Genomic DNA, 21,183 nt, shown 5'->3' on the forward strand with positions numbered 1-21,183 from the left:
ATGCCAGACAGCCGATGTCGATCAGACCATGGCGAGCGCTCCATACAAGGCAGATGACTGCCGCATTCCACACGAAACATTCCGCACGACGACATGCCAACGCGAATGGCTTTACCTTAATCGAGGTATTGATCGCGCTGGCCATCGTCGCCATTGCGCTGGGTGCGGTGCTACGCGCAATTGGTTCGCTGGCGACGGATACCGACTCGGCACGCGCGCGCCTGCTCGCTCTGTGGAGCGCGGACAATGCCCTGAGCGCGATACGCATCTCGGCGGCGTGGCCGGAAGTGGGACAAAGTACATTCGTCTGTCCACAAGGGCAGTACCGCTTCGTCTGCCGGCAGACGGTGGCTGCCTCAGGGAGCCCCTTGGTACGCCAGGTGACCGTGAGTGTCTACCCTTCGGCAGGCAGCCGCGCGGTGCTCGCGGAAGTCGTTACGGTGGTGCAGGATGAAGCTCGACACTAAAAGGTCCGCCCGCAGGCGGGTCGCCGGTTTTACGCTGATCGAGATGCTGGTCGCGATTACGCTGCTCGCGGTGATCGCGCTGCTGTCCTGGCGGGGTCTCGACGCAACCGTACGTGGACGCGACGACATTGTCGCGAGTCTCACGCAGACGCGCATGCTGGGTCGATACTTTTCACAGATGCAATACGACATGCTCAATCTGGTGACGGCCGACGAGGTTTTTGGGCCGCCGCTGCGCATCCGTCCCAACGAACTTGTACTGGTGAGACACCTGAGCGTCGGCAATGGCCCGGCCTCGGTGCAGGTCGTGCGCTATCAGCTCAAGGGCAACCGGCTCATGCGCAGCGCATCGCAGCCCCTGTCGACACTGGCCGATTTGTCCAGCGCGTTGCACCACATGGACGACTTTGCGGGTGTCGTCGCCAATGACGATGTGCGTTCGATGAGCCTTGCAGTGTGGGTTGCCCCCGGAGGCTGGACATCGAAACAGGAGGTCGTCGATCAGGCGTACGCACAGTTCCTGGCGCAGCACGGCATCAGCAATATCACTTCGCTGGGGATGCCGCTGCCGCGCGGCATCCGCTTCTCCATGACGCTGGGCAACCCGCCTCAGCGTTTCGAGCGGATGATCCCGATCGGCCAGTGATCCTCGCACTCACCGGCTGTCTTTATGCGCATTGAATGATCTCGTTGCACGGAAACCGTGTTCGATTGAACGAGTGCAATTGCCCCGGTTTTGATGGCATGCCGATAGCGCTGGGCGTCGGCAAAATGGTCCGTAACATCCGTCATACGCCTGTTACTACTCGTCCGCTAGTCTGGCTTTGGAAATAGCCATGGCAACCCGTCGCTTCAGACGATCCAGTGGCAATGGATTCCGCAACACGACGAGGGAGCGAATATGGAGGTCGAGTATCCGGATGGTGCAGATTCCACCCAATCGGTGACCGATGCGCCCGGAATACGGCAACCGGTGGCGAGCCTCTCCCGCGCACGGGACTGGCACTCGGCAGGCAGATTCGATGACGCGGCCCGCGAATACGCGGCAGTGGTGGCACGCGATCCGGACAATCCGCAGGCCTTGCATCTGTACGGCGTGCTGCAGTATCAACGTGGCGCGGCAGCGGAAGCGGAGTCGTTGGTGCGCAGATCGATTTCGCTTGAATCGGGTGCACGCGCCCGCTCCGATCTTGGCGCAATACTGGCCGAGAGCGGCCGCACGACGGAAGCGCTCGAGCAGTTCGACGCGGCCTTGCGCATCGAACCCGACGACGTTCAGACCTTGGTCCGGCAAGGCAACCTGCTGATCGGCCTGCGTCGATATGGTCCGGCACTCGCCTCGTTTGACCGGGTGCTCGAGATTGCGCCGCTCGTCCTCGATGCACTGTGCAATCGCGGTAGTGCGTTGCGCGCGCTTAAGCGGCATCGCGAGGCGCTGGAGACGTACGATCGCGCGCTCGTGGTGGACCCCCGCTCGTTCGAATCGTGGTTTAACCGTGGGCTTGTTCTGCGTGATCTGCAACGTTCTGCCGATGCGCTGCACTGCTTCGAGCGAGCCATCGAGATCAAGCCGGGTATTGCGACGATGCTCTCGGCGCGCGGTCAGACGCTGGTTGATCTGGGACGGTTGAACGAAGCCATGGGGGCGTTCAACGAAGCGATTGCGATCCAGCCGGACCTCGCGGAGGCTGTCTACAACAGCGCCGTGGCGCTTGAACGGTTGAACCGCGCCGAAGAGGCGATCGGACGATGCGAGCGCCTGCTGGCGCTCGAACCGCGGCACGCCCGGGCGCATGCCTGCCGCGGCAATGCGCTGCTGCAGCTAAAGCGCTATGCCGACGCGCTGGCGAGCTACGAGCGCGCACTTGAGATCGAACCCGGCGCGAGTGAAGTCCAGTGCAATCGGGGTACGGCGCTGCGCTATCTGAAGCGGTTTGACGATGCGCTGCAAAGCTACGACGCCGCGATCGCCGCCAACGACAATTTTGCCGAGGCATGGACCAACCGCAGCAACGTGCTTCAGGACCTGCATCGCTATGAGGAAGCCATGAGCACGCTTGACCGGGCGACGGCGCTGCGGCCGGATCATGCGACGAACTGGTTCAATCGCGGCAATCTGCACTATGAGATGGGACACGAGCGTGAAGCACTGGCGGCCTACGATCGCGCGATCGGACTAAATGCCGACTACGTGGATGCTCATTTCGCGCGGGCCTCGCTCTACCTCGTTCAGGGCGACTTCGCGCGGGGATGGGCGGAATATGAATGGCGCCTGCGGGATTCGCTGCTTTCGCACCACTATCGTCCGTTTGCGCAACCCTTGTGGCGCGGTGACGAACCGCTCGACGGCAAGACCATCCTGCTGCACGCCGAACAGGGCTTTGGCGACACGCTCCAGTTTTGCCGCTATGCGTCGCATCTCGCGGAGCAGGGCGCGCGCGTCGTGCTCGAAGTGCAGCCCGCGTTGAAGTCGCTGATGGCGTCGTTGGCAGGGCCGACACAAGTACTCGCAAAAGGCGAGCCGCTGCCGGCATTCGACTATCAAATTCCGCTGCTCAGCCTGCCTTCTGCGTTCAGGACGGATTTGACGAATATTCCACAGCAGGTTCCGTATCTTCGCGCGGACCCGCAGCGTGTGCAGGCGTGGGCGGAGACGCTTGGCGAGAAGCGGCGGCCTCGCATCGGCCTTGCCTGGTCCGGTAATCCCGAGCACCGCAACGACCATAACCGCTCGATCGACTTTGCGCTTTTCGCGCCCTTGTTCGAACTGGACGTGGAGTGGATCAGTTTGCAGAAGATCGTGCGGGAGCATGAAGAGCCGTTGCTCGCCAATGCGCCTGTGCGTCGCTTTGACGACGAGCTCGGCGATTTTGCGGACACGGCGGCGCTCATGCAGTCGCTCGATCTGGTGCTGTCGGTCGATTCCGCCGTGGCGCATCTGGCCGGTGCGCTGGGCCGTCCCCTCTGGCTGTTGCTGCCGGATCCGCCTGAATGGCGCTGGATGCGGGACCGGCAGGACAGTCCGTGGTATCCCGGCGCACGACTTTTCCGGCAGCCGGTCCCTGGGCAGTGGACGAGCGTGATCGACGCGGTGCGGACCGCTGTCGGTGGAATCGGCCGTTAGGCAGAAAATTGCTGGGTGACAACAGGAACCAAACAATGACTTCGAACGGGGAAGGGACGACGCTCGCGATACCAACGATTTCGCCGCGGCCGCCAGACGTCCCGAAGCCCGACGGCGCACGGCTCGAGAGGCTGCTGCTGCGGGCGCGCAAGGCACACTCCGAGGGCTCGCTTCAGCAGGCCGAGAAAGCGTACGGTGAGTTGCTGGCGTTCGATCCGGAGCATTCGGAAGCGCTGCATCTGCTTGGCGCCGTACGTTTTCAGCAGGGGCGGCTTGCCGAGGCCGAAACGCTGATGCGGGCATCGATCGAACGTCAGCCGGTGCCGCTGGCACTGGCCAATTACGCGGCCGTGCTCGCCGGCCTGGGGCGTGAAGACGACGCCCTTGCTCGCCTCGACGAAGCGTTGGCGATCAATCCCGCCCATCAGCGCGCCATTTTTCAACGCGCCGGTCTGCTGGCGCAATTGGGCCGCCATGCGGATGCTGTTGCGGCATACGATCGGCTGATCGAGCTTGCACCGGCTTTTGCCGACGGTTTCCTGAAGCGGAGCGACATGCTGCGCGCGCTCGGGCGCTTCGACGATGCGCTGACGGATTGCGATCGTGCGCTTGCGCTGACCGGGCGTTCCTTCGAAGGCCACCGCGAGCGAGGATTGGTGTTGCGCGCGCTCGGCCGGTACCGGGAAGCCGCGGACAGTTATGGTCACGCATTGTCGATCACGCCGGGCAGCGCCGAAGTCATGTTCCTGAGGGGCGTGGCGTTTCTCGATCTGAACGAACCGGAGCGCGCGCTCGCGGACTTCAACGGGGCGATCGCGGCGAGTCCGGATTTCGTCGATGCGATCTTCAACAGTTCCGTCGCGCTCGAGCAGTTGGGGCGGCATGACGAGGCGATTACGCGCTGTGACCGTGTGCTTGCGATTGCACCGAAGCACGCGATGGCGCTGGCCAATCGCGGTAACGCGTCGAGCAACGTCGGGCGGAACCGGGAGGCCGCTGCGAACTACGCGAGTTCGCTTGAAGTCGAGCCCGATAGCCTTGGCGTGTTATGCAACTACGCCAGCGCGTTGATGCATATCGACCGTTACGACGATGCATGGCAAGCCTGTCAGCATGCGCTGACGGTCGATCCGGACTATCTGCCGGCGTGGTTCGCGCGTGGCCGCGTGCTGCTCGAAACGCATCGCTATGACGAGTCACTGGAGGATTTTGCCCGGGTACTGGCAACTGCTCCGCGCGATAAATTCGCGCATTTTCATCGCGGCAATGCACTGCGTGCGCTGCGCCGCCACGAAGAGGCGAAAGAAGCCTATGCGCAGGCGATCGAGATCGATCCGGACTATGTGCTGGCGCACTGCCTGCGCGCGTTTCTGTGCCTGTCGATCGGTGACTTTGAAGCGGGCTGGGCCGAATACGAATGGCGTTGGCGCGACGCGCAACTCGACACGAGCCGGCGTGAATTTGCGCAGCCGAGATGGACGAGAGAGATGCCGCTCGCTGACCGGACGATCCTGTTGTATGCCGAGCAGGGGCTCGGCGACACGCTGCAGTTCTGTCGTTACGTGTCGCTCGTCAAGGCGTTGGGGGCGCGGGTCGTCCTCGAGTCGCCCACGGAACTCAAAGCCTTGCTGGAGAGCCTGGATGGCGTGGATGTGCTCGTCGAACGCGGCGCGCCGCTGCCGCCGTTCGATCTGCATTGCCCGCTCCTGAGTCTGCCGCTCGAATTTCAGACCCACATTCCGACGATTCCATCGGACGTGCCCTATCTGCAGGCGGATCCGGTGCGTGTCGAGCGCTGGAGAGAGCGGCTTGGACCGTCCGCGCGCCCGCGAGTCGGCCTCGTGTGGTCGGGCAATCCGAAGCATCTGAACGACCGCAACCGGTCGATGGCGCTGACCGACCTGTTGCCGCTACTGGACGATGCGTACGAGTGGGTGAGCCTGCAGAAAGTGATTCGCGACGAGGACCAGGCCGCGCTTGCGTCGAGTCCTATCCGATCCGTCGGCGAACATCTCGCGGATTTCGCCGACACCGCTGCGCTTACCCAGTTGATGGATTGTGTCGTGAGCGTCGATACGTCCGCGGCGCATCTGGCAGGCGCGCTGGGCCGTCCGCTCGTTGTGATGCTGCCGCACACGCCCGACTTCAGATGGCTGCTCGAGCGCGAAGATAGCCCGTGGTACCCGACGGCAAGACTGTGCCGCCAACCGGAAGCCGGAAAGTGGGCGCCGGTCGTCGAACAGATCAAGGCGGCACTGCCGCTGATCGTGCAGGGAGCCGTGCGATGAACCGCCACCAGGGGATCCGGCAGCAGCCGGCTCAGGCGCTCGAGCAAGGCACGGGAGCAGGCACGAACGCAAGCGCCTTGCGCGCGGCGATCGACGATGCGCTGCGAAATGCCCGTGGGCTGCTGGAGAGGAAAGACCTCGCCGGCGCGCAGCGTCTCTACGAGGGCGTCCTGGTCATGACGCCCGACAGTGTCGAGGCGCTGCATCTGCTTGGGCTTGTCCATCTTCGCCAGGGCGACGCCGTTCGTGCGGAACCGCTGATTGCCCGCTCGATGCAACTCGGGTTGCGCCAGCCCTGGAATCTCGCCAATCATGGGGCGGCGCTTACCGGCGTGGGCCGCCATCGGGAAGCGCTTGCCGTGCTCGACGAAGCGCTGAGGCTCGATCCGGCGCATGCGGCGGCCAACACCGCACGCGGCGATGCGCTGCTGGCGCTCGCACTGCCGGATGACGCATTGATTGCCTACGAGCGCGCACTCGAACGGGAGCCCGGCCTTGCGGCGGCGTGGAGCAAGCGCGGTGAAGCGCTGCGAGTACTGGGCCGGCCGGCTGATGCGCTGATCAGTTTCGATCGCGCGTTGCGGATCGATTCGAACGATCCGGCGACGTACGTCGAACGCGGCCATGCGTTGCGAGCGCTACCCCGGTATGAAGAGGCATTGCATTGTTATCGGCTGGCCATGGTCATTCGCGGCAAGACGCCGGAGCTCGTGTTCTGGTGCGGCGTGGTATTGACCGAATTAGGCCGCATCGCCGAGGCGCTGGCCTGGCTGGACGAAGGGCTGGTCATGGCGCCGGGCGACGACCAGTTGCTGTATGCGAGTTGTGTGGCGCTCGATCTGCTGCATGAGCGTGACGAACTGCTGCGGCGCTGCGACCGCTTGCTCGCGCGCAATCGGGACAACGTGGCGGCATGGGTCGGGCGTGGCAATGCGTTGCTCGGACTGGACCGGCACGTTGAAGCATCCGGGGCCTACGCTGAAGCACTTGCGCGTATGCCGGAGCATATCGATGCGCTGCGTAATCGCGCTGCGGCGCTAAGGGCGCTGGGAGATATGGAAGCGGCGATCGAGCACTATGATCGCGCGCTCTCGATTACCGGCGCGCACGCCGAACTCCTGTACAACCGCGCCCTTGCGCTTCAGCAGTTGGGACGCTTCGACGAGGCACTCGCGAGCCATGCCGCGGCATCTCAGGCGCCCGCGGAAAGTGCGCCAGGTCTGTTTACACGCGCCGTGGCATTGCAGCAGCTTGGCAAGCACGAGGCCGCGCTCGAAGACTTCCTGCTCGCTTGCGAACACGATCCTCATCACGGCGGGGCGCGGCGGTCGGAGGCGTTTTGCCGTCTGCTGATGGGAGATTTCGAGGCCGGCTGGACGCAGCACGAAACGCGCTGGCAGGCGTCCGACGTGCTGTTGCGCCGCCGTCATGCCGACCGGCCTCTATGGCTGGGTGCCGAGTCTGTCGCGGGAAAGACGGTGATGCTGCACGCCGAACAGGGATTCGGCGACACGTTGCAGTTTTGCCGTTATGCGAGCCTCGTGGAACAGAAGGGGGCGACAGTCATTCTGGAAGTGCCGTCCGCGCTCGCGGAGCTGCTCGGTTCGTTGCGCGGCGTAAGCCGCATCGTCACCGAAGCCGACGCTACGCCTGCATTCGATCTGCAATGTCCGTTGATGAGTCTGCCGCTTGCCTTGCGCACCACGCTCGACACGATTCCCGCTGAGATTCCCTATCTGCGGGCGGATGCGGTGCGCCGCGAAGCATGGGTGCGGCGTCTCGATGCCGCGGCTTCGCCGAAACGGCTGAAGATCGGTCTCGCGTGGGCCGGCAATCCGCGGCACAACAACGACGAAAACCGCTCGCTGCCGTTCGGTGCGCTCGCGCCGCTTCTTACCTGCGATGCGACGTTCGTGAGTCTGCAGCCGCAGGTGAGGCCGCGCGATGCAGAGGCATTTGCGGCAAGCGGCATGTTGAGCTTTGGCGATGCGCTCGCGAACTACGCGGATACCGCCGCGCTTGTCGAGGCGCTCGATCTGGTGATTTCGGTGGATACGTCGGTGGCGCATCTGGCCGGCGCCGTCGGACGGCCGGTCTGGGTTCTTTTGCCGCGCGTGCCCGACTGGCGCTGGCTGCTCGAGCGCGAGGACAGTCCGTGGTATCCGGACGCAAAGCTTTTCAGGCAGGCAAGGCCGGGCGACTGGCCTGCCGTGATCGGGCACGTCAGGGAGGCGCTGGTTGGGCTGCTGCAGACCGTCGGCGACCCGGCTTGACCATGCTCATATGACAAAAGGTACGGACCTTTTGAGGCGGCATGGTGGTCCGTAACACCCGCCATCTCGTTGCCATGCGGGCTGCGTATTTTCTACTGATTCTGGTTGCCTGCCACAGGCAATCGACATTCAAGGCTGTGCGTTGGCGTCGGATTCGACGCGATCGATTCAGCCGTCAAATTCTTTGAGTTCGGGGTAGAGAATGGCAGCACGCGCACGCATAGTACGACAACAGGACCTCCATCGTTCGCGGTTTGTCCCGGGATCGGATCTGCGACCGCTTTACCGGGCGATTGCGCTGATGCTCGCCGCAGGCGTGACGGCACACGCGCATGCCGGCGGCATCGTGAATCTGGGTCAGGTCGGTGCGCGCGTGGCGGCGGGTAGCGGCGGAAGCTATGGCGGTTCGGGTACCGCCAACCTGGGCGTCTCGCCGCAGCAGGCGCTGCAGGCAAGCCAGCCGTCGATCCAGAACCTGGGACGCGCGGCGCAAGGCATCGCCGCACAGATCGCCGCGCAGCAGGCCGCTGCGGCCGCTGCGACCGCGTCGAATGTGCCGAACGGCCTGACGCCGGGCGGGCTGCAGGTGGCGCCGGGGCTGAGTTTCGATTCGAAGGGCGCGCCGACGGCGGCAACCGCCAATACGAACAACGCGGTGCTCTGGTACAACGCGAACGCACCGACGCAGAGCGTCGACAGCAGCGGTCACGTGAACGTCGACATCACGCAGACCGGGCAGAACGCGATCCTGACCTGGCAGACGATGAACGTCGGCAAACAGACCACGCTCAATTTCGACCAGTCGGCGGGCACGCAAACAAACGGCGCGAACAACTGGGCGGTGCTCAACCGTATCAACGATCCGAGCGGTGCGCCGAGCCAGATTCTGGGTAGTGTCAAGGCGCAAGGCGCGGTGTACGTGATCAACCGCAACGGGATTCTGTTCGGTGCGGGGTCGCAGGTGAATGTGCATGCGCTGGTGGCGTCGTCGCTCGATCTGCTGAACATGAACGACTACAACCAGGCACTGGTCAATGGCAACCCGGTGGTCGTCGGCAACCTCGCGCAGGATGTCGCCGGCATCGTGGCGAGCAACCAGCAGTTCCTGAGTCTGCCGGCCGGAACGACTGGTGGGCTGGCGTACCAGGAATCGGGTAGTTCGAGCGGTGTGCAGGGAAATAGCCTGATTCCAAACGAGGTGCTGGGGCTTGGCAATCAGGTCGCGTTGAGTTCGGCGAGCCAGTATCAGGGCTGGGGCGACATCACGATCGCGCCGGGTGCGTCGATCACGACGCAGAAGAACGGCACGGCCAGTGACGGCGGCTTCGTACTGGTGGCTGCGCCGAATGTGACCAATGGCGGGAACATCACCGCCACTGATGGTCAGGTGGTGCTGGCAGCGGGCGTGGGTGTCAGTCTCAAACCCAATCAAAAAGGGGCAACGGCCTATCCGCAGGTGCTGCTGCCCGAACTGAGCGGGCAGATTGTCACGACCGGCCAGAATGGCGCGACGATCGACCTGACGCCGGCCGGCACGCTGACCAATACCGGCATCATTCAGGCCGCGCGCGGCAACGTGAATCTGCTGGGCAGTCAGGTGGCGCAAAATGGTGTAGTGGGTGTAACCACGAGCGTGAACACGCCAGGCACCATCACGATCTCGACGGTCGACGAGTACAGTTCGAACAATCCGTCAGGCAACAAGTACCTGGGTCTTTCACAGGTGACAGGCAACGACGCGAACACCACGCACCGTGCCGGTCTGCTGAGCTTCGGTCCCGGCTCCGTGACGACCGTCATGCCGGATACGGACGGCCAGACTGCGACTTCCGCGCCAGGTACGATCTTCACCCCCGGCAGTATCTCGATGACGGCGGGTTCGGTGTGGTTCGAGGGTGGTTCGCTGATCGAGGCGCCGGGCTCGAGCGTATCCGTTGTCGCACTCACGCCGTCCGCCTTGAGCAGTCCGACACCTCCGGGGCAAACGGCGGTTCCCGGCCGTATCTACCTGGACGACGGCGCGACGATCGACGTGTCGGGTCTCGCGAACGTCGAGTTGCCGGTTGCCGATACGCTGGTCACGATTCCCCGCATCGGCCAGAACGAACTGGCCGATTCGCCGCTGCTGCGCAATGGTTTTCTTTTCGGCCTGAAGAACGTGGTGGTCGACAGCACGCTGTCGGGCACCAATGCCGACGGCTTGCAGTGGGTTGGCAGTCCGATCCTGAATCTGGCCGGCTATGTCAGCCTGATTCCGCGCACGGTAGACCAGTTGCTGACCAATGGCGGCACGATCACGCTATCGGGCAACCAGGTGATGACGGCGGCCGGTTCGTCGATGAACCTGAACGGCGGGTACGTGCATTACGACGGCGGCGTGGTGAACACGACCCGCCTGATCGACGCAAACGGCGTGATTGTGCCGATCGGTCAGGCGAGCCCGAACGATACGTACGTCGGGATCGCCGGGCAATTCACCGAGAGCCATCCGCGCTGGGGCATCACGAAGACCTGGTACAACGCGCTTGCCACAGGGGGCGTATATCAGCCGGACTACATTGTGGGCGGCAATGCGGGAACGCTCGACCTCTACGCGACGCAGGCGCTGGTGCTTAACGGCGACATCACCGCGCAGGCGTTCGGCGGCTCGAAACAGGTGCAGGGCAATAGCCTGCCGACAGGGGGTACGTTCAATCTCGGCGCCGATCCGGCTCTGGGCAGCAGTGCGCTCGTCGACCTGACCCAACCGAACAACCTGTCGTTCAACGGACAGACCGGTACGGTGATCCTGCAGGACGACGCACCGCAACTCACTGACCTTGCGCCAGGTTTTTCTGCCACTACGCCGATCAATGCAGCCGCACTGAGCGCGTTGTCCAGCACCGATCCGAACAACGTGCTGGCAACGACGGTAGTGCCGGTCGACGTATTGAACTCGGGTGGCTTCGCGAAGCTGAACGTCACGGAGGACACTGGGTCCGGCAAAGGCGTCGTCGTGGCGCAGGGTACGCAATTGCAGATGCAGCCTGGCGGTTCGATCACGTTCAAAACACTGGGAGCAGGCGACAGTATCCTGGGTGGGCTGAGCGCGCCGGCGGGCACGATCGCGATCACGGCTGGCGGCAATATCGTCGTCGGAGCCGGCGGCTCACTGAGTGTTGCGGGCCAATGGGTCAACAACGACACTCAGGCGGCAGCGGGCACCACGCCGGGCAACAGCCAGTACATCAACGGCGGCAGCATTACGCTAGCGACGGTACCCAGCAGTGCGAACGGGTCGAGTCATAACGACACGACCGGTTCGATCATCCTGCAACCGGGCAGCCTGATCGATGTATCCAGCGGTGGTGAGATGCTGCCGAATGGGCAGTTGCTGATGCAGAACGGCATTCCCGCCGGGCTTGGCGGCAATCTGTCGTTGTTGACGTATTCCGCCGGGGCGTCCTCGCAATACGGCGGCGATCCGAGCGCGCCCATCCTGCCGTCCAGCCAGCCGCAAGCGGGCAGGATAGAGTTGGGCGGCACCATCGACAGCGCTGGTTTTTCGGGCGGCGGCACGCTGACACTGCAGGCGCTGGGGTTCCAGATTGGCGGCGATCCGGCGCAGGCAGCGGCCTGGGATACGGTGCTGCCTGAGGATTTTTTTGCGCAGCAGGGTTTCGGCAGGTACGTACTGAACGCACTGTACGATGCGTCGGTCGCGCCGGGTGCGACCGTACGCCTGACCCAGCAGAACCTGATGCCGGACGCGCAAACGCTGCAGCAGATCGCGACGGGCGCAAGCCTGTCGTCGGGCGGTGTGACCACCGGCACGCTAGACGCCTACCATCGCCAGGCCACGAGCCTCGTGATGACAGCAGGCGGGGATCTGGTCTGGAAAGACAACGTCGGGAACACGGCTGCCTTTGCTGGCGTAACCAATACGATCACGGTTGGCCAGGGCGCGTCGATCGTCGGCGATGCGGGCGCGAGCATTGGACTGGGTTCGCCCGCGCAGGTGACAGTGCTGGGTTCGCTGATCGCGCTAGGCGGCTCGATCTCGCTGAATGCGGTTAGCGGTGGGCCCTATCTGCTAAGCGGACAGAACAGCGGGACTACGTTCACCAGCCCGAGCAAGTCGGTGTGGCTGGGCGCGGATGCCGTGCTCGACGTGTCCGGCGTGGCGCTGACCAACCCGCTGGCGACACCGGTGAAGAGCGGATTGACGACCTTCACGCCGAACACGGGCAAGGTGCTGCCCGGCGGCTCGGTCACGATCGTGGGCGATGCAGGTTACGTAGTCGCGCAGGCAGGGTCGCTGATCAACGCGTCAGGCGCATCGGCGAGCTTCGATCAGTTGCAGGCGAACGGCACTTATGCGTCGCAGCCGGTGTGGAGCGACGCGGGCTCGATCACGCTGGCCGCCGCCAGTGGACTGTACTTCGACGGCACGTTGCAGGCACAGCCCGGCGCCAGCCAGGCGCAGGGCGGGACGCTGTCGATCCTGCCCGAACGATCGAACCAGCAGGGTGCGAGCGCGCTTGTCATTCAGCAAAGCGGCAATCTGGTGCCGGCAGGTCTTGCGCCGGGCCAGAGCTTTGTCAATGCGGTCGGCTCGCCCACTGGGGTGCTGCAGTTCGCGGCCGACCGTCTGAACGGGTCCGGTATCTCGACACTGGTGCTGGGCAGTCAGGGTACCGCCAGCACGCCAAGCCTGGGGACGGTGCCGGTCGTTTTCTCCGGCAACGTCGACCTGAACCTGGGCCGGGCCGTCATCGTCAATGCGGGCCAGGTTGTCGCGCTGGGCAGCGGGCAGCTCGCCAGTCTGTTGCCGACGGTCGATCCTGTTACCGGACAATGGCTGCCGCCGCAGCAGGCCAGCCTGTCGTCGTTGCTGGCATCGCAGCCTGCGGCGACCACAACGGGTACGGATGTGACCATCAACGCCCCCTATGTGGCATTGGTCGGCCCTCTGTTCACGCCTCAATCCACCGACATGGTGCCGGTGCGTGCGGCTGCGGATGGCACGCTGAACGTACGCGCGTCGTTCATCGATATCGAGAATCAGGTTCAACTGAACAATTTCGCCCAGGCGAATTTCACCAGCAGCGGTGATATCCGGCTCAGTTCGACGAACGGAGTGCCAGCGGGCACAGGAGCGTTGATTGCGGGCGAACTGTACACGCCAGGCAACCTGACCTTCCGGGCGGCGGACCTGTATCCCGCGACGGGCAGCACCTTCGTCCTCGACGCGGTTGGGCCCACGGATCCGGTAACGGGCAAGCCCACGCCGACGACGATCACCTTCGAATCGAACGGCGCCTCCGGTGTGCCGTTGTCGGCGGGCGGCACGCTGCTTGTCGACGCGACCAATATCGTGCAGGGCGGCACGGTCCGCGCACCGTCGGGCACACTCGTGTTCGGCGTGGGCGACCCGACGAACAGTGCGACGTTGACCCAGTTCAATAACCTGCCGCTCGTGGCAACAGACTCGGTCGCCCTGGCCAGTGGCAGCGTCACTTCGGTGTCGAACGGTAACGCCACGATTCCCTACGGCACGACGGTCGACGGCGTCGAGTGGCAGTTCAACCCGGTGGCCGGCACCACGTCGCCGGACCTGACAGCGCCGCCGGCGAAGTTCGTCGGCGTGAACGGCAGCAGCGTATCGCTCAATCCGGGTGCGACGATCGACCTGTCGGGCGGCGGCAATCTGCAGGCGGCCGAATGGGTGGCCGGTACCGGCGGCAGTCGTGACGTGCTGTCGCAATACAACGTAAGCTACGCGTCGAGCGCGAGCGGTGTCGCCATTCCGGTGAACGCCAATGCCGGCAATGTCTACGCGATCGTGCCGGGCGCGCAGTCGCCGGTAGCAGCATACGATCCGGTACTCGCGCAAACGCTGCAGCCGTCGACCAATGCGAACGGCACGGTGAGCACCACCACGCTGAGCGACGGCGTCGGCCAGGCGTCGCTCAACGGTGCGGTTGGGCAGGCGGTGTACCTGTCCGGTGTGCCCGGATTGGCCGCAGGCGTCTATACGCTGCTGCCGGGCAAATATGCGACGCTGCCCGGCGCCTATCGCGTGACAGTGTCGAGCGCCACGGGTGCGGTCGCGCCAGGCGCGAGCCAGGTGCAGCCCGACGGTACCGTGGTCACGGCCGGTTACTTTACCGACGCACTCAGCGGCAGCCGCAGCGCGACGCCGACGTTGTTCAACGTGCAATCCGGCGCGGTCTGGCAGCAGTACTCGCAGTACACGCTGACGGGCGCCAATACCTTCTTCCCGACCCTGGCCGCGGGCAAGGGCAACGTCACGCCGCCGCTGCCCATCGACGGCGGGCAACTGGTGCTGGCGGCGACGCAGGCGCTCACGCTCGGCGCGACGCTAAATACGGCTGCCGCTACCGGTGGCGCCCCCGCCGAGGTCGACATCGCGTCGCAGGATATCCAGATCACCGGCAATGGCCAGGCCGCGCTGGCCGGCTATCTGCAGATCGGCGCCGATGCGCTCGATTCGCTCAACGCCGGCAGCCTGCTGATCGGCGGCACACGTAGTGCCACGACAGCCGGTATCACGATCAATCCGATCGCGAATAGCGTGGTCGTTTCCAACAGTGCCGGCAGCGCGCTCAGCGGTCCGGAGATCATGCTGGTCACGAAGACGGATTCGACGGGAACCGATCCGAACGCGGTCAACGGTTTGCGGGTCGATGCGGGCAGTGCGATTACGGCAACCGGCAGCTACCCCGCGTCGAAGGATCTGCCGATCGCGATCACGGGCGACGGCGCGCTGCTGCGCGTGTCGGACGGTGCGATGACGACGCTCACGCGCAGCGGGGCAACCGGAACCGGCCTCCTGACAGTGGGTGCGGGTGCAACGCTCACGGGTGGTCAGGCGCTCACGCTCGATTCATCGGGCGACCTGAAGGTGGATCCGAGCGCGGTGTTGTCGGCGAAGGCGATCACGGCGGACGGCTCGGCGATCACGTTCACGAACGAAACGAGTGCGGCCGCCGCGGGTCTGCCGGGCTTCGTACTGGATCCGGCCGGACTCGCGCAACTCGCGAACGCGCAACAGGTGATCCTGCGCAGTAGCGGGGCGATCAATTTCGTCGGCGACGTGAACGCGTCGTTCGGCAACAGCGTGGACCTGAGCGCGGGCACCTTCACGGGTAACGGTGGCGCGGTGACACTGAACGCGCAACAGATCGCGTTCACGAACGAGACCGGTGCGCCGGCCCCGGTGGGCACCGCCGGGTCTGGCACGCTGACGGTCAACGCGAAGGAGATCGACTTCGGCACCGGCAGCAAGACGGCGAGCGGCTTCGGCGCGGTGACGATGAATGCGACGGGCGGCATTGTCGGGCAGGGTACCGGCACGTTCGACTTCGGCGCACTGCCGGTGACGCTCAGTGCGCCGGTGTTCCTGGCCGATACGAGTTCGGCTTCCACCGTGAAGACGACTGGCGCGCTGAGTCTCAACAACGCAGCGGGCACGGCGCTGACGATTACGCCGGTGGGCGGCGCGTGGAGTTTTATCGGCGGCACGATTAACGACAACGCGACGCTCGCGGCGCCCGCGGGCAATGTGAGCCTCGAAGCGACGACCGGCAACCTGACGGTCGGCAGCGGCGCGAAGCTGAGTTCGGCGGGCGTGTCGAAGCAGTTCTTCGACGTGACGGAGTACGCACCGGCCGGTGCGATTACGCTCACTGCCGATACCGGCACCGTGGATGTGCAGATGGGTTCGACACTGGACTTCTCGGGCGCGAGCGGCGGCGGGGCGGCAGGTAGTCTGACGCTGTCGGCGCCGGATCAGGTGGTGAACCTGAACGGTACGCTCAAGGGCGGCGCGGCGACGGGTTACGCAGGCGGGTCGTTGTCGTTGAACACGGGCGGCGCTGCCAACCTCGACAGTCTGGCGAGCACGCTTGCTTCAAGCGGCGTGAATCAGTCGATCGCGATCCAGACGAAAGCGGGCAACCTGACGCTGTCGCCGGGCAACACGCTGACCGCGCACGCGGTGTCGCTGACCGCGGACGGCGGCGCAGGTGGGCAGGATCCGAACAACGGCAACGTGCAGATTCTCGGCACGATCAATGCGGCGGGTGTCGCCGGCGGGCAGATCGGCCTGTATGGAAAGAGCGGCGTGGATGTGGAAGGCTCGCTCATTGCAACCGGTTCGAGCGCGACCCAGCGCGGCGGCACGGTGGTTATCGACACAACGGGAACGCCGGGCAGCACGGTGACGGTGAATCCGACTTATGGCTACGAGAATATTTCGGCGGCAAACTCGGGCGTGATCACGCTCGGCAATAACGCGGTGATCGATGTATCGGGCGGTACGGCGGGTGGTCTGTCGGGGGGCACGGTGAGCTTTCGGGCACCGCTGCTGGATAACGGCGGTGTGAACGTGACGCTCGCGCCCGGCGCGCAGATCAAGGGCGCGCGCAGCGTCAATCTGGAAGCGTACGCGGTGTGGAGCACCACTGATCCGAGTACCGGCGCGCAGCATTTCGACGGCATTGTCGATCCGGCGGGATGGTATGGCGATAGCGTCGCAGGTGCGGGGCAGCCAGGGATGGTGGCGGGTACGTGGACGGACCAGAAGGGCAACGCGTTGGCCAATCCGACGGCGGATCAGTTTGCCACCTATCTGGCGAACGACTTCTTTGCACCGACGGCGGTCAATGCGGATCATCAGGGCTTCTATGGATATGCGCTGAACAGCGACGGTACGGTTGCCGGTCCTGGCACGCTGATGAACTTCGTCGAGAATGGGGTGGCCGGCGTCGCTGCCCAGTTCGCGACGACGAACATAGCGAACTTCCACGTGGTGCCAGGCGTCGAGCTGGACAATCCGAGCACGGCGATCAACAACGGCAATATCTCGATCCTGACGAACTGGAATCTGGGCGCGGGCACGTCGCCGACGGATCTGGCATTCCGGTTTAACGGGCAGGCGCCCGTCATCACGTTCCGGGCCGAGAACAACGTCCAGGTCAAGGCAAGCTTGACCGATGGCTTCTTCCAGATTGCGAATCCGTTGGGTGGTGGTGGGACGATTCCTGTACCGCCGCTGTCGACATTTAGCGCGGCGCAGACGATCTACACCACGCCAGCGGGGCAGTTCGCAAGTTACGGGTACGGGATCTCTTACTTTGGCAGTCAAGGATCTGGAGCCAACCACAATCTGGTTTTTGGGCCGGGACAACCAACTGGTGGGACGCCTGACGAAATAGCGGAGTATTACGCGTTGTATGCCGCGTATGCAAGTTATCTGGCTGAGCCCGCGACCACGCTAACTTCCACGCTCGGATGGAATGCTGCGAGTTTCGACACTATCGACGTCATTAGCACTTTGCGGAGCAGCGCCCAAGTGCAGGTGGGGCAGCCTGCCGCGCCGGTTGCCCCCTCCGCTTCAGAGCAGGCTGTCAACCCTGGATCGTATCTGATCTATCTGAACCAGTACAAAACGTATCTTTTGCAGGCCGCTCAGTTCGATGTGAAGAGCCATACCCAACCTTTGGTGGACACGGTCGTACCGCCGGCTGTTCAGCCGGTCGCGGTGATCACGACGGCGACGATCAGCGTGCCGGCCGAGACCGATAACACGCCTTCGCCTGTCGCCACTGCAGCGAATCCCATTCCGCTTCTTTCCGCATCATTGGCCGGCGGCGCGAGTAGTTCGTTCCGGGTGGTGGCGGGTGCCGATCTGAACAGCACGAATCCGCTAGCCTTGCAAGCGGCACCGGCCTCAGTAGGCACGTCGGATAACGCAAGCGTGATCTTCGGCGGCTACTTTGCCTATGTGGACGCTAACGGGCGCGCGCTGCTCTCGCCGACGATGATTCGCACCGGCACCGGCTCCATTGATGTGGCGGCGGCGAACGGAATTGCATTGTTTGATGCAAGTACAACGCCGAAGAACGATCCGGGTGTGATGGTCGTCCCTGGCGTCATTTACACGGCAGGTGCGCCGTCAGCGACAGCGCCTGCAGTTGGCAGCAATGTCGAGGTCCTGCAGGCAGGGACCGGCAATCCGGATATCCTGGTTACGCCGAGTGTGAACCCTGATTCCGCCGGGGACATCTCGATTCGCGCACAGGGCGACATTACGGGCGTTGAATACACAACAGATGCGACGGGTGCCGTGACGGGACAGGCCGGCAACAGCATCAGCCAGTTCTGGTGGCAATGGATGGAGATTGGCAACCCGATAGGGCTGGTGGGCGCAAGCAATCCGAAATCGCAGATCGTTCAGACGTCGATCAATTTTGGCGCATTTGACCAGGGCGTCATGAGCGTAGGGGGGAACGTTTCCGTGCTGGCGGGCGGGAATATCTCCGACCTGGCCGTGTCGTTGCCGACTACCTGGTATCTGACTGGAGCGAACACAGATAACCCGACAGTCAATACGGTCGGCGGCGGCAATCTGACGGTGCGCGCGGGCGGCGACATCCTGAGCGGCGATTACTTTGTCGCGAAAGGGACGGGAGCGATCACTGCAGGCGGGAAGATCGGAGCGGATCTCGCTGTCCCGCCGCAGGCCCCCGGACAGCCGCTGGTTGCAGAAGTGGCCACGTTGCTGGCGACACAGGATGGCGTGCTGAACGTCAATGCGCGTCAGGGGGCAAACATCGGAGGCGTGTTCGATCCGTCATACGTGCAAAGCGGTACGTTGCTGTTTGGCTATGGGCAGTACGCGGACGCGCAGGGATACTCTCCGACATCCTCAGTAAGCGTCTTGTCGACGACCGGCGATGTGATTATGAGCTCGTTGAACAGGATCGATCTGATTGATGGTGGTGTTAGCAGCACGACGCCGGGATTGAACGATATGTCGTTCGTCTTGCCGGCGACCGTGAATCTGGCAGCGTTCAGCGGCGGCATTACAGTGGCATCGAGCGGCGAACTGTACCCGTCGGCTTCCGGAAACCTGAATCTGATAGCGGATCAATCGATCAATTTCTCCAGTCTCAATGGATTAGCCTCAAGTGCGACGTCTGGCTCACGTCCAGTATTCGGTATGCTCGATGTGGATCCGTCATTGATGCCATCACCGACGAATCCTCACGCCAATATTCCCCTTCTGACTGAAACGACTTTGGGTGCGCATGCCGCTAACGCACTCCATGCCGACGATACCGTGCCTGCGCATGTCTACAGCCTGAACGGCAGCATCGTCGACGGGATTCTCGAAACGGCTGGTAGCAATGCCGGGTTCTACGACAAGCTGATTCCGCTCGTCGTCGATAAGTCCGCACTGATTCAGGCTGGACAGGACATCGTGAACCTGGCGTTCCAGGGGCAGAACCTGCGTAGCGCGGATATCACCCGCATCGTTGCGGGCCGCGATATTTACGACACACCAGTTCCAAACAACGGCGGCGGGGCAATACCGGCACTGGTACTCGGTGGTCCTGGTACTTTCAATGTCGAGGCTGGAAGGAATATCGGTCCGCTTACGAGTCAGGCACAGTTATACGCGGCTTTGGGCTCTGGCTATCCAGGTACCGCGATCACCGGCATTGACGCGGTGGGTAACGCCAACAATCCGAACCTGCCGCACGAGAGCGCGAACGTCAATGTGCTGTTCGGAGTGGGGCCGGGCGTCGACAATGCTGCGTTCATCTCGACCTACATTGACCCGGTCAGCACGGTGGCGGGCATTCCCAGCGCGACCTCGGCGCTGATCGCGTTCATGGAGCAGTACGACGCAGGGCAAGGTGTCGATACGGGACTTGCAGCAGACAAGGCCGCGGCGCAGAAGAAGGTCGGCACACTGACGTCTGACGAAGCATGGAAGCAGTTTCAGGCGCTACCAGTCTATGTGCAGCAACTGTTCGCCGAACAGGTGCTGTTCAGTGTGCTCAATACGGTCGGCCTTGACTACAACAATCAGGCGAGCCCGTACTACCAGCAGTACGCACGTGGTTACCAGGCGATCAATACGCTGTTTCCGGCTTCGCTGGGTTACACGGCCAACAGTCTGGGTGGTGGGGTGAACGGCGCGAACAAACTGGTCGATACCGGCAACCTTGATATCCGCAGCACGACGATCCAGACGCAGCAGGGTGGGAACGTGACGATCCTGGGGCCGGGCGGGCAGGCGTTGGTGGGCAGTACCTCGGCGCCGCCTGCGATCGTGAACGGCAATGGCCAGGTCGTGGCTGGCCCCGGCACGCAGGGTATCCTGACGCTGGAGCAGGGTGACATCAATGTCTTCACCGACCAGAGCGTGCTGCTCGCGCAGAGCCGGATATTCACCGAGCAGGGCGGCAACATCACGATGTGGAGTTCGAACGGCGACATCAACGCCGGCAAGGGAGCGAAGTCGTCAGCCGACACGCCTGCGCCGAACTATGTGTGTGATGCGAACCACTACTGTACGTTGGATGTGCGTGGCGAGGTGACGGGGGCAGGTATTGCAACGCTGCAGACAGTGCCGGGTGCGCCAGCGGGCAACGCGAACCTGATCGCGCCGCGTGGCACGGTGGATGCGGGCGACGCGGGTATTCGCGTGTCGGGTAACCTGAACGTGGCGGCACTTCATGTGGCGAACGTCGACAACATCCAGGTGCAGGGGACATCGACGGGCATCCCGGTGGTTCAGGCAGTCAATACGGGCGCGCTGACGGCGGCTAGCTCGGCTGCATCGGCAGCCAGCCAGATGGCGCAGGATCTTGCGAAGAACAATGCGTCGGGTGTCGGCCCCAGACGGTGGACCATTACCGTACAGGTAGAGGGTTTTGGGGACGCCGGAGATGACGGTACGAAAAAGCACAAGCGGGGGGGGCAGGTCAGCTACGATTCGTCTAGTGCGGTATCGATTCTCGGCTTCGGTCCGGTTGGGGCTGCTCAGCGGTCTGCATTGAGCCCGGAAGAACGCGCGCGATTGGGCAAGATCTGAAAGGGGCGTAGAGGTCGTCAGTTTGACTGACGGATTGCGCATCGGAGTTTCGTTTGTCTGTTGGCTTCAGGAAACGTTACGCGACGAAGGCGCTGTGGCCTTGGAGGTTCAAGGCCACAGTTCGAAGATGAACAGCTAA

6 protein-coding genes are annotated in these 21,183 nt (G+C 63.7%); all 6 read left to right on the forward strand.

What is annotated here, in order from left to right:
* Positions 1 to 53 precede the first annotated feature (53 nt).
* Positions 54 to 467: a type II secretion system minor pseudopilin GspI gene (gspI, locus tag ACOSV0_RS27970; protein WP_434115617.1), complete on the forward strand. Its 414-nt coding sequence runs from the start codon at positions 54 to 56 to the stop codon at positions 465 to 467.
* Positions 451 to 1,113 carry a PulJ/GspJ family protein gene (locus ACOSV0_RS27975; RefSeq protein ID WP_434115619.1) on the forward strand — a complete coding sequence of 221 codons (663 nt, stop codon included), beginning with the start codon at positions 451 to 453 and terminating at the stop codon, positions 1,111 to 1,113. The genes gspI and ACOSV0_RS27975 overlap by 17 nt, the downstream gene beginning before the upstream one ends.
* Positions 1,114 to 1,368: 255 nt before the next feature.
* Positions 1,369 to 3,591 carry a tetratricopeptide repeat protein gene (locus tag ACOSV0_RS27980; protein WP_434115620.1) on the forward strand — a complete coding sequence of 741 codons (2,223 nt, stop codon included), beginning with the start codon at positions 1,369 to 1,371 and terminating at the stop codon, positions 3,589 to 3,591.
* Between the two features lie 35 nt (positions 3,592 to 3,626).
* Entirely contained in the window at positions 3,627 to 5,879 is a 2,253-nt protein-coding gene (locus ACOSV0_RS27985) for a tetratricopeptide repeat protein (RefSeq protein WP_434115622.1), read from the forward strand.
* Positions 5,876 to 8,152 (forward strand): tetratricopeptide repeat protein, encoded by a 2,277-nt coding sequence (locus ACOSV0_RS27990; RefSeq protein ID WP_434115623.1) that lies wholly within the window; start codon positions 5,876 to 5,878, stop codon positions 8,150 to 8,152. Before ACOSV0_RS27985 ends, ACOSV0_RS27990 begins: the two co-directional genes overlap by 4 nt.
* A gap of 301 nt (positions 8,153 to 8,453) precedes the next feature.
* The gene (locus tag ACOSV0_RS27995) at positions 8,454 to 21,044 is read left to right on the forward strand and encodes a filamentous haemagglutinin family protein (RefSeq protein WP_434115625.1); all 12,591 of its coding nucleotides are present in this window, start codon (positions 8,454 to 8,456) and stop codon (positions 21,042 to 21,044) included.
* The last annotated feature ends 139 nt before the right edge of the window (positions 21,045 to 21,183 follow it).

This window comes from Paraburkholderia caffeinilytica (genome assembly GCF_051027425.1).
In the GTDB taxonomy this organism is placed as follows: Bacteria; Pseudomonadota; Gammaproteobacteria; order Burkholderiales; family Burkholderiaceae; genus Paraburkholderia; species Paraburkholderia caffeinilytica_A.

Excerpts from the sequence above, each read along its gene's own strand:
- gspI (WP_434115617.1), top strand. The coding sequence starts at position 54 with ATGACTGCCGCATTCCACACGAAACATTCCGCACGACGACATGCCAAC.
- ACOSV0_RS27975 (WP_434115619.1), top strand. The coding sequence starts at position 451 with ATGAAGCTCGACACTAAAAGGTCCGCCCGCAGGCGGGTCGCCGGTTTT.
- ACOSV0_RS27980 (WP_434115620.1), top strand. The coding sequence starts at position 1,369 with ATGGAGGTCGAGTATCCGGATGGTGCAGATTCCACCCAATCGGTGACC.
- ACOSV0_RS27985 (WP_434115622.1), top strand. The coding sequence starts at position 3,627 with ATGACTTCGAACGGGGAAGGGACGACGCTCGCGATACCAACGATTTCG.
- ACOSV0_RS27990 (WP_434115623.1), top strand. The coding sequence starts at position 5,876 with ATGAACCGCCACCAGGGGATCCGGCAGCAGCCGGCTCAGGCGCTCGAG.
- ACOSV0_RS27995 (WP_434115625.1), top strand. The coding sequence starts at position 8,454 with ATGCTCGCCGCAGGCGTGACGGCACACGCGCATGCCGGCGGCATCGTG.